The sequence below is a fragment of the Rahnella sp. CFA14(1/10) genome (assembly GCF_004195095.1).
GTDB classification, from domain to species: Bacteria; Pseudomonadota; Gammaproteobacteria; order Enterobacterales; family Enterobacteriaceae; genus Rahnella; species Rahnella perminowiae.
The window spans coordinates 94,738-108,570 of record NZ_SEWS01000004.1 but is presented as its reverse complement, the minus strand read 5'-3'; the positions used below and the strand labels follow the sequence as shown (position 1 = coordinate 108,570).

11 protein-coding genes are annotated in these 13,833 nt (G+C 54.8%); 3 read left to right on the top strand and 8 right to left on the bottom strand.

Features of this window, described 5'->3' with window-relative positions; genetic code table 11:
• Positions 1-80: 80 nt before the first annotated feature.
• Positions 81-968, bottom strand: a complete 888-nt coding sequence (locus EVX52_RS09465) for a fumarylacetoacetate hydrolase family protein (RefSeq protein ID WP_129952576.1) — start codon at positions 966-968, stop codon at positions 81-83.
• A 36-nt stretch (positions 969-1,004) separates the two neighbouring features.
• Complete coding sequence (locus EVX52_RS09460) at positions 1,005-2,369, bottom strand: 2-hydroxycarboxylate transporter family protein (protein ID WP_129991164.1); 1,365 nt, start codon at positions 2,367-2,369, stop codon at positions 1,005-1,007.
• Positions 2,370-2,739: 370 nt separating this feature from the next.
• Between EVX52_RS09460 and EVX52_RS09455 the strand changes: the two genes are divergently transcribed.
• Together EVX52_RS09455 and EVX52_RS09450 are read left to right on the top strand one after the other, a co-directional pair.
• Positions 2,740-4,398 (top strand): sensor histidine kinase, encoded by a 1,659-nt coding sequence (locus EVX52_RS09455; protein WP_129952578.1) that lies wholly within the window; start codon positions 2,740-2,742, stop codon positions 4,396-4,398.
• Positions 4,398-5,084, top strand: coding sequence for a response regulator (locus EVX52_RS09450; RefSeq protein ID WP_165383722.1), 687 nt, complete (start codon positions 4,398-4,400; stop codon positions 5,082-5,084). Before EVX52_RS09455 ends, EVX52_RS09450 begins: the two co-directional genes overlap by 1 nt.
• Positions 5,085-5,094: 10 nt before the next feature.
• On the opposite strand, the gene EVX52_RS09445 is transcribed toward EVX52_RS09450, so the two are convergent.
• Positions 5,095-6,525, bottom strand: coding sequence for an EmmdR/YeeO family multidrug/toxin efflux MATE transporter (locus tag EVX52_RS09445; RefSeq protein ID WP_129952580.1), 1,431 nt, complete (start codon positions 6,523-6,525; stop codon positions 5,095-5,097).
• A gap of 230 nt (positions 6,526-6,755) precedes the next feature.
• On the bottom strand, positions 6,756-8,204 hold the full coding sequence (locus EVX52_RS09440; RefSeq protein ID WP_129952581.1) for an AMP nucleosidase: 1,449 nt from the start codon (positions 8,202-8,204) through the stop codon (positions 6,756-6,758).
• Positions 8,205-8,331: 127 nt separating this feature from the next.
• Between EVX52_RS09440 and EVX52_RS09435 the strand changes: the two genes are divergently transcribed.
• On the top strand, positions 8,332-8,973 hold the full coding sequence (locus EVX52_RS09435; RefSeq protein ID WP_129952582.1) for a glutathione S-transferase family protein: 642 nt from the start codon (positions 8,332-8,334) through the stop codon (positions 8,971-8,973).
• Positions 8,974-9,038: 65 nt separating this feature from the next.
• Here the strand turns inward: EVX52_RS09435 and shiA are convergent, their stop codons facing one another.
• From shiA to EVX52_RS09415, 4 genes are all read right to left on the bottom strand, one after another.
• Complete coding sequence (shiA, locus tag EVX52_RS09430; protein ID WP_129991163.1) at positions 9,039-10,358, bottom strand: shikimate transporter; 1,320 nt, start codon at positions 10,356-10,358, stop codon at positions 9,039-9,041.
• Positions 10,359-10,577: 219 nt separating this feature from the next.
• Positions 10,578-11,276: an RluA family pseudouridine synthase gene (locus EVX52_RS09425; protein WP_129952584.1), complete on the bottom strand. Its 699-nt coding sequence runs from the start codon at positions 11,274-11,276 to the stop codon at positions 10,578-10,580.
• 130 nt (positions 11,277-11,406) lie between these two features.
• The gene (locus EVX52_RS09420) at positions 11,407-12,918 is read right to left on the bottom strand and encodes a YfcC family protein (RefSeq protein WP_238483564.1); all 1,512 of its coding nucleotides are present in this window, start codon (positions 12,916-12,918) and stop codon (positions 11,407-11,409) included.
• A complete protein-coding gene (locus tag EVX52_RS09415; protein ID WP_338020035.1) occupies positions 12,915-13,829 on the bottom strand; it encodes a BadF/BadG/BcrA/BcrD ATPase family protein in 915 nt (304 codons plus the stop codon). Before EVX52_RS09415 ends, EVX52_RS09420 begins: the two co-directional genes overlap by 4 nt.
• Between the last annotated feature and the right edge of the window lie 4 nt (positions 13,830-13,833).

The following is a 13,833-nucleotide window of genomic DNA, read 5'->3' as shown; positions in this document are numbered from 1 at the left end:
TTCCTGATGTCTGGTGTAAGTCGACGCAATGTTTAAAACGCCGGGCTGAATGCCCGGCCAGGTCAGTTGGTTTTAAGAGGTTAGTGAGCCGCCCGGGCATGGCTCACCTGACGGCCGGCGGCAACCTTGGTTTCTGCCGCAACAATTACATTGCTGAGATGACCAATCTTTTCAATTTCTACTTCGATGCGATCGCCGGGTTTCATAAACAGCGGCGGTACGCGCTTTTTACCTACCCCACCTGGCGAACCGGTAATGATCACGTCACCGGCACTCAGTGAGGTAAAGGTGCTGATGTACTCAATCAGTTCGGCAACGTTGTGGATCATGCTGCGGGTGTTGTCGTCCTGTACCATGTGACCGTTCAGCCAGGTGCGGATTGCCAGTGTGTGCGGGTCTGGGATCTCATCGGCCGTGGTCATCCACGGCCCGAACGCACCGGTCTGCGGCCAGTTTTTACCGGCGGTAAACCAGGTGTGCTGCCAGTCGCGGGCGGAACCGTCCATATAGCAGCTGTAGCCGGCGACGTGCGCCAGGGCGTTTTCGCGGGAAATATTTTCCCCGGCAGAACCGATAATCACTGCCAGTTCACCTTCGTAATCAAATTCGACAGAACGGCTCGGTTTGATGACGGGAGAAGCGTGGCCGGTTTGTGAATCAGCAAAGCGGACGAACAATGTCGGTGCCGGATTATGCTGGTCAAATTCTTTGCGTTTTTCGGCGTAGTTCATACCAACACAGAGAATTTTTTCCGGATTCTGGATGACCGGCAGAAAAGTCAGATCGTCGATATCCACATCTGCGGGCAGGGTCGCCAGCGCCTGAGCCTGTGCCAGTGCATTGCCTGCCAGCAGGGCTTTGAGGTCCGGATAACGCTGACCGAGATGGCGACCAAGGTCGATCATGCCGTGCCCGGTTGCGATGCCGTAGGACTTGCGCCCCTGATAAAGATAACTTGCCAGTTTCATAAAAATATCCTGAATTAAAAAAGAGTTAGCGCGGCATCAGACGAGGAAGTTGCCGAGCACCAGCAGGGCAACCGAGACATTAATGGCCCCGCCAATACGTGTGGCTATTTGGGCAAATGGCATCAGTTGCATGCGGTTACCGGCAGTCAGAATGGCGACATCACCGGTACCGCCCTGGCCACTCTGGCAGCAGGAAACGATGGCGACATCAATCGGGTGCATGCCAATTTTCTTGCCGACGAAAAAGCCGGTGGTGACCAGCGCTGCAACAGTGCTGACAATGACCAGCAGATTAGAAATCGTGAATGCGGCAACCAGTTCATTCCACGGTGTGATGGCGACACCGACGGCGAACAAAATCGGGTAGGTGACGGAAGTCTGGAAGAATTTGTACACCACCTGAGAACCTTCGAGCAGGCGGGGAGAAACGCCGTGCGCCAGTTTCAGGCCAACAGCCGCAAACAGCATCCCGACCGGTGCAGGAAGACCAATCAGCTTGTGTAACAGCATGCCCACCATATAAAGCAGAACGGCCAGTAATGCACCTGAGGCAATGGTCGTGACATCGGTTTTACCGCCAGCCACTGTCGGCGTGTTGCTTTCCGTTGTGGCATTTTTAGCAGACGGCATCAGCTGACCTTCGCCGGTGAGGTGTGGATAGCGTTTACCTAGCTGATTGAGAGAACCGGAGATCACGATAGCCGTCAGGCTGCCCAGCATCACGATAGGCAGGATGCGACCCAGCGCCACACCCTGGTCCATGTGTAATAAGGTTGCGTAACCAATGGACAGCGGGATGGCACCTTCACCCACGCCACCGGCCATGATCGGTAAGATCAGGAAGAAGAAAATCTGAAAGGGTTCCATGCCCAGCGCCAGACCGACCCCCATCCCGACCAGCATGCCAACCACTTCGCCGCACAACATTGGGAAGAAAATACGCATGAACCCCTGGATCAGCACTTTGCGATCCATGCTCATGATGCTGCCCACGATAATGCAGCAGATGTAGAGATACAGAATATTGGTGCTTTTGTAGAACTTGGTGGTGGACTCCACCACGACATCCGGCAGCAGGCCGTAATAGACCAGCGCGGAAGGAATGAACGTGGCGCAAATCGCCGCTGCGCCCATCTTGCCGATAAAAGGCAGACGCTTGCCGAACTCGCCACAGGCAAACCCAAAGAACGCTAACGTGGCGACCATCACCACGATGTCGCTCGGCAGTTTGCCGTCAAGACAATCTATTGCGATAAGTAGCCCCGCCATGGCGAACAGCGGTAACGGAATAATGCCGATTTTCCAGGTATCGAGAATGTGCCACCATTTTTCTTTTAATGAGAGCTGTTTAACGCAGGAAGATCCCGCAGTAACAGAATAGGTGTCGTCAGTTGTACTCATTATGAATCCCCTGTGTCAATTTGTGCAGGGAGTATAAGAGTAATGCTGACCGGTAATATGTGAGGTGCCGCAAATTAGAAAAGGTGTTTTAAAGGAGTGAAAGGTTTTTATGGTTTTAATTAATTTAAAAACTCAGGCCGCTATTATTTTTCGTGGTTTTTATGGTGTTATTTGCAATTATAATATTACTGTTAATTTATGGTGAAATAGCTGTTGTGAATTATGGGGTTAGCCGCCTAGGCCCTGACGCGCCTGATGATGTTATGCGGCATGCCTCGCAACTTTAATCCTTCACGCTGACGCAAATACCGGGGCGTGATAATATCTTTGCACTTTCTATTAATATCACTGTCTGGTTATAGGTTTCCCGATGCGGTTTAGGCCTTCTTTTCAGATAAAGCTATTCATTTATCTTGTCATGCTATTTATGACACTTTTTTCGATAGCGGGCATTTATTACTATTATGATATAGAACGTCAGTTATATGAAGATATGGGTACTCGTGCAAAAGTTCAGGCAGAGGAAATTGCACTTATTCCTTCATTAATTACCGCCGTTGAAAATAAGGATGTTCCGGCTATTAATCATTTAATGATGAGTATTTCTGCACGCAGTGATGCCAGTTACATGGTGATAGGCGATGGTAAAGCAATACATCTGTTTCATTCGATTTATGCTGACCGTGTGGGGAAAATGCTGGTCGGGGGAGACAACGGGGATGTGCTGGCGGGCAGAAGCACCACCACCATCCGGCTGGGAGGTATCGGCTTATCGTTGCGCAGTAAGGCACCGATCATCAACGGGCAAGGCAACGTGGTCGGTATCGTTTCTGTGGGGTATCTCACCAGCCACATCAATAACCTGACTATCGAAAAAGTCATCCGTATTTTGCTGGCCGCCGCCACCTTGCTGCTGGCGTTGTTTACCTTCTCATGGTTTTTTTCACGTTCGATTAAACGGCAGATGTTTTCGCTGGAGCCCCGTGAAATAGGTCTGCTGGTGCGTCAGCAAAAGGCGCTGATGGAATCGATTTACGAAGGTGTGATCGCTATTGATGCGCAGTTGCGGGTCGCGGTCATCAACCAGGCGGCCAAAAAATTGCTCAGTCTTGATGTGCCGTCCCGTGAACTGCGAGGTCAGCCGCTCGGGCAGGTGATTGCGCCGGTCAGTTTCTTTGATCCGCAGGTTATGCTGGAAAAAGATATCCACGATGAAATCTGCCTGTTCAATAACCTGACAGTGATCGCCAGCCGGGTACGGATCATGCTGGAAGACCAGCTCCAGGGGTGGGTGATCACTTTTCGGGATTGCAGCGATATCGACCGGCTCAGCATCCAGCTGAGCCAGGTGCAGCGTTATGCCGATAACCTGCGGGTGATACGCCACGAACAGCTCAACTGGACGGCAACACTCGCCGGGCTCCTGCATATGGGACGTTACGACGAGGCGATCCGCTATATCGAAGCTCAGTCTGAAAGTGCGCAGGAATTGCTGGATTTCGTTTCGGCGCGATTCTGCTCACCAAAATTATGCGGTCTGTTACTCGGAAAATATGCCCGTGCACGGGAAAAAGGCGTTGAGCTAAAATTTGATCCCGCCTGTGAGTTAACGCATCTGCCTGCCGCGCTCAGTGAAACCGAACTGATGTCGATCATTGGCAATCTGCTGGATAACGCCATCGAAGCCACATTACTGCGCGGCAATGAAGCCGGGCCGGTAGACGTGTATGTCGTTTCCGGCGCAGATGATCTGGTGATTGAAGTCGCTGACCATGGCATCGGGATAGCGCCGGAGCGGCGCGGGCAGATTTTTTCGCTGGGGGTGACATCCAAAACACAAGGCGATCACGGTCTGGGCCTGCATCTGGTTGCCAGCTATGTCAGCCATGCTGGTGGCACTATTGAAGTATCTGACAATCCGCCAACTGGCGCTGTTTTTTCGGTTTTTATTCCACACCACCGCCCTGAAGAACAAAGTGGCTTTATGCCGGTAAATCCCCGTCCAGAAGCACTGGAAGAGAGTAAATGATGCAAGCTGAAATGATTGACGTAATGATTGTTGAAGATGAAAGCCAGCTGGCACAACTGTATGCCGAGCTGATTGATAATCATCGCTGGTTGCGGCTGGTAGGCAGGGCCACCACGCTGCATGAAGCAAAAGTGCTTATCGAAGAAAAGCATCCGCAATTGCTGTTGCTGGATAACTATTTGCCTGACGGACAGGGAATTTCATTGATAGAGGATGACCTGCTGAAGAAAACGCACTGTTCGGTAATTTTTATCACTGCCGCCAGCGATATGACTACCTGCAGTCAGGCTATCCGCTGTGGTGCGTTTGATTATATCCTCAAACCGGTTTCGTGGAACCGGCTGCAACAATCGCTGGATCGCTTTATCCAGTTCAGCCAGACCCAGCGGACATGGAAAGTGGTGGATCAGCAAAACGTAGACAGTCTTTATCAGCTACAGGCGAAGGATTTTACGCCGAGAGCGGGCAATAAAGGTATCGAGGAAAATACGCTGAACCTGGTGGAAGGCATCTTTATGCAGAATGCCGGACGCTGTTACTCAGTCGATGAGGTGGTCAGCGAAACGAGGTTGAGTAAAACCACCGCCCGCCGCTATCTCGAACACTGTGTGCAAAAAGGGGATTTAAAGGTCGAAATGCTGTACGGGAAAATCGGCCATCCCCGCCGGATGTACCGGCGGGCATAATCCCGGCGAGTCATTCTGTCCTTTTGGCCTTCGGGTATTTCCACAACCAGCGGCCGCTGGCCATACGCCAGTAGAAAAACAGGCCGCGCACGATCCAGTCGAGGAACATCCCCAACCAGATGCCGACTACGCCGAAACCCAGTACGATACCGAGGAAATAGCCCACCACAATACGACAGCCCCACATCCCGAGCATAGAAACATACATCGTAAAGCGGGCATCACGCGCCCCCTTCAGGCCAGCAGGCAGCACCCACGAGGCCGCCCAGAAAGGCATAAAAGCAGCATTCAGCCAGATCAGGATTTTTACCACGTCGATAACGTCTTGCTCATTGGTGTAAAACCGCGCCAGCAAACCGGCAAATGGCACCGAAAGTAAGGCCAGCACACACAGCCCGAAGGTAGAAAGCCAGAAAATATGGCGCAGCTGACGCTCGGATTGGGCAATCTGTCCTTTGCCCAGACGTGTCCCGACGATAATGGTTGAGGCTGACCCCAGCGCATTCCCCGGCAGGTTGATCAGTGCGGCAATTGAAAACGCAATAAAGTTACCGGCAATCACATTGGTGCCCATGCCTGCGACAAAAACCTGCGTCAGTAATTTACCGCCGTTAAACAGCACCGATTCGATACTGGCCGGAATACCAATCCCCAGCACTTCACGCAAAATGTTGGTATTGAGCGGCAGTAAATAGCTTTTCAGGGAGATTTTCAGTGAAGGATTAAAACCGACCATCAGCACAAAAATAACCGCAATCGCACCGATATAGCGGGCAATGGTCAGCCCCAGGCCGGCACCGATAAAGCCCAAACCGTGCCAGCCGAAACAGCCATAGATCAGTACGCTGCTGATCACCAGATTAAGGATGTTCATCCCGCCGTTAAGTAGCATCGGGATTTTGGTATTACCCGCACCGCGCAAGGCACCGGAACCGATCAGTGCGATAGCCGCAGCCGGATAGCTCCAGCTGCTCATTTGCAGGTAAGACAGCGCCAGTTCTTTTACCTCCGGCTCTGCATTACCGGCGATCATGTCAATAATCACATGCCCGGAAAATTGCAGAAGTATCGCCAGCAGGACGGCAAAAACGGTCATGATCGCCAGTGACTGACGGGCTGCCGCACGGGCGCGCTCATGGTCGAGTTTACCCAGGCTGAACGCAACCACGACGGTCGTACCCAGATCGACGGCGGCGAAGAATGAAATCACCACCATGTTGAAACTGTCGGCCAGGCCCACTCCGGCCATCGCTTCCTTGCCCAGCCAGCTGACCAGAAACGTACTCAGTACGCCCATTAGCAGAACGCAGGCATTTTCGAAGAAAATAGGAACAGCGAGGGGCGTGATTTCACGCCAGAACAACGTACGGTAAGAACGCCGTTTCGGATACCAGGGCGTGCGCTCGATGGCTTTGCGCAAAGAGACGATGACGTTTTGCAAGAGAGTTCCAGTGTGACAGAAAGTAGAACAGCGTTTTAAATTATGATGGTAAAAGACTCTGCATTATGCAAAGTCTTTTTTTAGGAAATCCTTAATTCCCCGTCATATTTCGTGCCGCAGATGCGTCGGCTGCGTTTAATGACCCGAATCACTTACTGAAGGTAAGCTCATCGGGATTATCAAATTTGCTGCCGGCAACACGAACTGTTTAGGGGAAGTCAGCGTGGTGATCAGCGGAAAGGGGGTTCGTTAAATGTCCGCAGTTTACGTGAATGCAGGTGATCGCCCTCGGCGCGCAACAGGTCAATGGCGCAGATACCAATTTGCAGATGTTCTGAAATGGCACCTTCGTAGAATTTGTTTGCCTGGCCGGGCAGTTTGATTTCTCCGTGCAGCGGTTTATCAGAAACGCACAACAACGTGCCGTAAGGCACCCGGAAGCGGTATCCCTGTGCGGCGATGGTGGCGCTTTCCATATCGACGGCAACGGCACGACTGAGATTAAAGCGCAGCGCTGACGCGGCATAACGCAATTCCCAGTTACGGTCGTCGGTGGTCACGACCGTGCCGGTACGCAGGCGTTGCTTGACTTGCTCACCCGGCATGCCGCTCATCATTTTGGTTGCGTCATACAAGGCACGTTGCACTTCAGCAATGCTTGGGATCGGGATATCCGGCGGCAGTACAGCATCCAGCACATGGTCGTCACGCAAATAAGCGTGAGCCAGAACATAATCACCGATCGACTGTGTTTCCCGTAATCCGCCGCAGTGACCAATCATCAGCCAGACATGCGGGCGCAGAACCGCCAGATGATCGCAAATGGTTTTGGCATTGGCCGGACCGACGCCGATATTGACCAGCGTAATTCCCGCACCGTCGCGGGCAATCAGATGATAGGCGGGCATCTGGTGTTTTTTCCAGGCCAGATCGGAAACTGCCTGTTCAGGGTTTTGCGTTTCGGCTGTGATAAATACGCTGCCTGCGCAGGCCAGTGCTTCATAAGGACTTTGTGGATCAGCAATCTGCGCACACGCCCAGCTGACAAACTCATCGACATACCGGGTGTAGTTAGTGAACAACACGTACGGCTGAAAGTGTTCGATAAGCGTGCCGGTGTAATGACGCAGGCGTGCCAGCGAAAAATCGGCGCGCAGCGCATTGAAATGGGACAGCGGAAAGGTGTCGCCGGGATAATGCAGGCCGTCAGCGGTTTCATCACCAATCTGCGACAGTTCGGTGGTCGGGAAATGTTTCGCCAGCCCGGCACTCATCGATCGGTCAAGCATCAGATCCGAGCCGTCAATCACATATGAATAAGGAATTTCCTGTTGTGACGGCACCACCTCGATAACCGCGTCATATTCCTCGCCCAGCAGGGAAAGCTGTTCCAGCAGATAGTGACGGAACAGCTCAGGGTGCGTGATGGTATTGGCATAACGGCCTGGATGCGAAAAACGGCCATAAGCGCGGGTCGGGTTTTTGGCTGGCGTCACGCCATCCCAGCTGACACGCAGTTCCGGATAAACAAACAACCCGGCAGCACGCGCCGTGATATCAGGCAGCGCACCCTCAACGATGAAATCTTTAATCGCATTCCGCAGTGCGGCGACAGAATCGTTGTACATTTCTTCGAGCTTCTCAATCGCCTGTGAAGGAGTGAGGGACTTGTTATCCATACGCTTTTCCTTTGTGCTTCATTTATCATCATTCATTCTAAATATGGCTTGTCTGCACGGTGCCGCCAATGTTTTATTAGGGTACGGGAGCCAGATGGTGCTTTTATGAACGAACAGGGGGAAGTGAATGATCCGGGTATGGGGCAGAAAAACATCGTCAAATGTGCAGGCGCTGATGTGGTGTATCGGGGAATTAGGGCTTGAGTATGAAAGGACCGATATCGGCCATAAATACGGTGGTAATGACACCCCGGAATTTCTGGCGATGAACCCCAACGGCACGGTTCCTGTGATCCGCGAGGGTGAAGGCCAGCCGCTGTGGGAAACCGGTGCCATCCTGCGTTATCTGGCCGGGAAATACGGCACTGATGAATTCTGGCCGCAGGACCCTGAACGGCGTGCCGAAACAGATAAATGGACGGAGTGGGCAAAAATCGGTGTCGCGATGAACTTCACTGTGCCGGTATTCTGGATGGTAGTAAGAACGGCGGCTAAAGATCAGGATCATCAGGCATTAGAAAAATCATTGCAGAATCTTAATAAGAAGCTGGCGATTGCCGAAGCGCAGATTGCCCGGCATGGTTACCTTGCCGGAAGTGAATTCACCCTGGCCGATATTCAGTTTGGCCACAATTTGTACCGCTACTTCGATATTGCCATTGCACGACCGTCCTTCCCGGCTATCGAGCAGTATTACGAAAAACTCACCCAGCGTCCGGCATTTGCGGAACATGTGATGGTGTCTTACGAGGAATTGCGGGTGGTGTAAATCTGCTTCAAATGCTAAAAAGCCCGCTTATATTTTTAAGCGGGCTTTTTTAAATGGCCTGTGTTTCAGCGGTGCACGGGTGTCTTCATAAAAATCGCCGTAAGGGCGGAAAGCAAACAGCCCGCCATCAGATAAATGGCGACGGAATGCCATTCACCGCCGGAGAAATTCAGCAATGCGGCCGCAATAAACGGCGTAAACCCACCGCCCACTACGCTGGCAACCTGATAACCTACGCCTGCACCGCTGTAGCGATAACCCGCACCGAACATTTCCGTAAACATGGGCTGCTGCACGCAGACCACCATATCGTGAGCGATATTTGCCAGCAACAGCGAGAAAATCACCACGCCGGCAATTGAACGTGCTTCGAGTGCCATAAAGAACGGGAAAGCGCTCAGCGCGCCGACTACAGCGCCGGTGATGTAGATGCGGCGGCGACCGTAACGATCCGCCAGCCAGGCGAACAGGGGAATTGTCAGGCAACTGATACCGCCGACCAGCAGCCCGATATTCAGAAACAGCTCACGCGACAGCCCCAGATTATGCGTCGAGTAGTTAAGGGCGAACGCAGTGACTATATACATCGTCAGCAGTTCGCACAGGCGCAGAAGGATGATTTTCAAAAAAGCCCCGGGATGGCGAAACAGCGCTTCAAATACCGGCAGTCGCTTTTTGGCCGCTTTGGGTTGCCCGACCTGAGCACGTTCGAACTCGGCGGACTCTTCCATGCCCTTACGCACCCACAGCGCGCCGATCACCAGCACAACGCTGAACAGAAACGGCAAACGCCAGCCCCAGCTCAGGAACTGCGCGTCGGTGGTCAGGCTGCTTATCAGCGACACCAGACCGGTAGCGAGCAGCAGGCCGACACCATATCCCATCTGGATCCCGCTGCTGTAGAACGCTTTTTTGCCGGAAGGCGCACTTTCAACCGCCAGCAGTGTCGCGCCACCCCATTCACCGCCCACGGCAAATCCCTGAATGGCGCGCAGGATGACCAGCAGAGCCGGAGCCCACCAACCGATCGTGGAGAAAGCGGGAAGAATGCCGATACAGGCGGTGGCAATGCCCATGATCCAGACAGTCATCATCAGCATGCGTTTGCGGCCCAGACGATCGCCGAAATGACCGAAAACAATGCCGCCGAGCGGACGAAATAGAAAGCCGACACCGAAGGTGGCAAAGGCGGCGAGCGTACCCATTGCCGGGTCGATTTGCGGAAAAAATTCACTGTTAAACACTAATGCTGCGGTAATGCCGTAGAGCAAAAAATCGAACCAGTCTACGACCGCGCCAACGAAGCTGCCCCAGGCAGCACGGCGGGCACGGTGATATGAAGGTATCTCCTCATCGGGGCGGGAGGCAGTGAGCATGGAGTCCATAATTGTCCTGTCTGTTCGTCAGTATTCTAAAATTTTCGTTATTAAAATCGGTATTCGTTATTAAAATTGGTAAAAGTATTCACCTGGCTTACATGCAACAAAAGAAAAACCGCTACTGAGACTACAGCGTCAACCTCCCGGTTAAAAACGCTTTTCAAAACAAAAGGGCAAAGTCACGCAGACAATCGGACGGGCGGGGCGTGACAGAGCGTTTCGTTTTCAGAACGGGCTGGCATTGCGGGCTTCGATCCGTTCTCCGCTGACGGGATGAACAAAATGCAGTTCACTGGCGTGCAACATCAGTCGCGGAGCCTGTTCAGTGCCCGGCAGCAGGCGTCCGCCATACAGGTCACAGCCCAAAATAGGGTGGCCCAACTGCTGACAGTGAATGCGAAGCTGATGAGTGCGTCCGGTTTCGGGGGTCAGTTGTACCCGGGTCAGTGGCAGTAACGCGCCATTTTCCTGCTCATGATAAAAGCGCTCAACGACCCGGTAGCCGGAGCGGGCGGGCTTGCCATGGATGGCGCAAATCGACATCAGCGGAAACAGCGCCGGGTCTTTGGCAATCGGTGCGTCTGCCACCCCGTCGTTATGTTCGAGATGTCCGCAGAGCAGGGCGCTGTACTGTTTGGTCACTGTGCGCTGGCTGAATTGCTGACAGAGTGCGGCATTGATAGCTTTATTACGCGCAATCACCATCAGACCGGAAGTCCCGAAATCCAGACGGTGGACCAGTGTACAGCCGGGAAATATCTTGACCAGCCGGTGATGTACGGAATCAAGGTTTTGCGGATTTTTCCCCGACAGGCTGAGCAGTCCGGCAGGTTTATTGATAAGCACCAGATGTTCATCCTGATAGAGCGTTTCGATGGGGTCATAACAAGGCGGGGCAATAAAAGTATCGATAATCGCAGACATCGGGTTACCCGGATGAGGAGTGGAAGCGGATAATAGCGAATTTTAAACCGGGTGGCGAATCTTGCGGTTCACCTGACAGAGCAAGGGATAGTAACAGAAAACCCCCGCCGAAGCGGGGAGAGGTTAACGCTTATTTCAGCGCCGCGCCGAGCACCAGAAACAGGCAGTTGAGCACAACCAGCAGGCCGAGCAGTGGCAGCACCCACAACAGATAGCGGGTATAGCTGACTTTGGCCAGCGCCAGTCCGCTCATCACGATGGCTGAGGTGGGCGAAATCATCGCTATTGTACCGACCGCGCACTGAAATGCCGTCACCACCATTTCGCGGCCGACGTCGGTAAAATCTGCCATGGGTGCCAGCACCGGCATCGCCAGTGTCGCCAGCCCGGATGAACTGGGCACCAGGAACGACAGCGGCATGATCAGCAGATACATCATGACGGTGAAGGTGCCGGAAGGCGCGCCGTTCGCCAGACTTTCCATAGAGTGCAGTACCGTGTCGGTGATCTGCGCGTTGTGCATAATTACCGTGATGCCACGCGCCAGCACGATAACCAGCGCGGCTCCCATAAAGTCGGAGATGCCTGCCAGCATCGCGTTGTAGAGCCCGTTGCCGCGCAGGCCGCCCAACAGGCCGGTCACTATCGACATAACAAAAAACAGCGCGGTCAGCTCGGGGAAGTACCAGTCCAGCTGCCAGGACCATGAGGTGGCGTTCGGTCCGGCGATCACCTGCGCCCAGGGAATGATGGCGAAAATCATGAAGACGAACGTGACGGCGAAAGTCAGCATCACGCCTTTCTGGCGGCGGTTCATCGGCGGTGGCAACTGTAATCTGGCCTGCGCCAGTTCCCGGTCCTCAGCGGAAAAGCCCACTACCGAATGTGCGGCGTTGCGCTGCACACGGCGGGCATAGCGCACCACATACAGAATGGCGACGGCCGTCAGCACGATAAACATCGCGAAGCGCAGACCGATGCCGCTGCCCATCGGCACGCCAGCGCCCGCCGAGGCGGCGCCGGTCATGAACGGATTGACCGTGGAGTTCATGTTGCCCACCACCGATCCCACCAGAATCACGCCCACCGCTGTCATGCGATCGAAGCCCAGGCCCAGCAGCAGCGGCACCAGCAGCGCATAGAAGCCCAGTGTCTCTTCGCCCATGCCGTAAGTGGAGCCGCCGATGGCGATAAGCAGCATCACCATGACGATAAGCAGCCCGCCGCGCTGTCTGAAGCGTTGTGCCACGTGTCCGAGACATGCGTCGATCGCGCCGGTTTTGGTCGTTGTGACGATAAAGGCGCCCAGCGACAGCACGTAGAAAAATACGCCGATGGCGCCGAACAGGTTACCGCTCTCGTAGGGACCGACATGGCCAGCGGCATTCTCCACGCCGTAAAGCCCGTTTACCGGTGCCAGAAACAGTTCTTTGATCCGCTGCACGGTGGTCAGCGGACTGGCGGTGACCTGAAAGCTGCCCGCCACCGGGCGACCGTCCGCCATATGGTATTGTCCGGACGGAATGATGAACGTCAGCAGCCAGACGACGGCGGTGATGGCCAGCAGAACAGTGTAAGTGTTGGGAAAGCGCCAGGCTTTACGGGTCGCCGGGGCGGCGGCGTTTTCATATTCAGACATCATGCACCTCGTGAAACGGAACGGACTAATGAAGGGGCGACCAGGCGGCGCGCCAGCGCAACCCCGCCCATGACCGGCGGACATGCTAACAACAGCAGCGACAGCCGGGGATCGTGTTTGCGCAGACGTGCGGCCAGCCGGTCGAACAGCGGCGGCTGATGGCGGATTACGCCGCCAGCCGCCACTACACAGTCGATTCGGGCACCGCGCCGGCACAGCCGGGCGATAAGTTCCGCCAGCGATTCGGCCGCAGCATCGACCACGCCCGCTGCCAGGGGCGAACCGGCCTGCAGGCATTCGAAAATAACGGACGCGTGGCGACTCCAGACGCTGACAGGCTGACGCAGCAATTGCGACGGCAGATCCAGCAGGTGGTCTGCCCCGAAGGCGCGTGTCAGCGCGATGGCGAGCGGATCGTCGCTGCGCCCCCGATCCCAGTCCGTTAGCACCGCGCGGATCCCTTCACGCACCAGACCGCTGGCACCGCCTTCGTCGCCCACCAGCCAGCCCCAGCCGCCAGCCAGCAGCCAGTGGTCTTCCGGCCCCAGCGCCGCCGCCACCGAACCCGTACCGGCAATCAGCCCGGCCGCGTGTGGCTGGCTGGCGCACAGCGCGACCAGTGCCGCGTCGTTGACCACCTGACACGCGCTGTCGGGAAAGTGACCCGCCATCAGTGCCGTCATGCGTGCGCATTCGTCGGGCGTATCGCAGCCGTGTGCGCCGATGCCTATCGCCCGGGGCGGGGCGGCGAGTCCGGCCTGTCCGGCGGCGAGGGCAATCAGCTCAGCCATGCGCGCGGCCTTGAAGGCATAGCTTTCGCCGCCCCAGCGTCCGGTCGGCCACTGCGCGTCCATCCGCGCCTGTCCGGCGCTGTCTTCGATGCGGATATGAATTTTGCTGCCGCCCACATCCATTCCC

Excerpts from the sequence above, each read along its gene's own strand:
- shiA (WP_129991163.1), bottom strand. The coding sequence starts at position 10,358 with ATGGACTCCATGCTCACTGCCTCCCGCCCCGATGAGGAGATACCTTCA.
- EVX52_RS09425 (WP_129952584.1), bottom strand. The coding sequence starts at position 11,276 with ATGTCTGCGATTATCGATACTTTTATTGCCCCGCCTTGTTATGACCCC.
- EVX52_RS09435 (WP_129952582.1), top strand. The coding sequence starts at position 8,332 with ATGATCCGGGTATGGGGCAGAAAAACATCGTCAAATGTGCAGGCGCTG.
- EVX52_RS09440 (WP_129952581.1), bottom strand. The coding sequence starts at position 8,204 with ATGGATAACAAGTCCCTCACTCCTTCACAGGCGATTGAGAAGCTCGAA.
- EVX52_RS09460 (WP_129991164.1), bottom strand. The coding sequence starts at position 2,369 with ATGAGTACAACTGACGACACCTATTCTGTTACTGCGGGATCTTCCTGC.
- EVX52_RS09420 (WP_238483564.1), bottom strand. The coding sequence starts at position 12,918 with ATGATGTCTGAATATGAAAACGCCGCCGCCCCGGCGACCCGTAAAGCC.
- EVX52_RS09455 (WP_129952578.1), top strand. The coding sequence starts at position 2,740 with ATGCGGTTTAGGCCTTCTTTTCAGATAAAGCTATTCATTTATCTTGTC.
- EVX52_RS09415 (WP_338020035.1), bottom strand. The coding sequence starts at position 13,829 with ATGGATGTGGGCGGCAGCAAAATTCATATCCGCATCGAAGACAGCGCC.
- EVX52_RS09450 (WP_165383722.1), top strand. The coding sequence starts at position 4,398 with ATGCAAGCTGAAATGATTGACGTAATGATTGTTGAAGATGAAAGCCAG.
- EVX52_RS09465 (WP_129952576.1), bottom strand. The coding sequence starts at position 968 with ATGAAACTGGCAAGTTATCTTTATCAGGGGCGCAAGTCCTACGGCATC.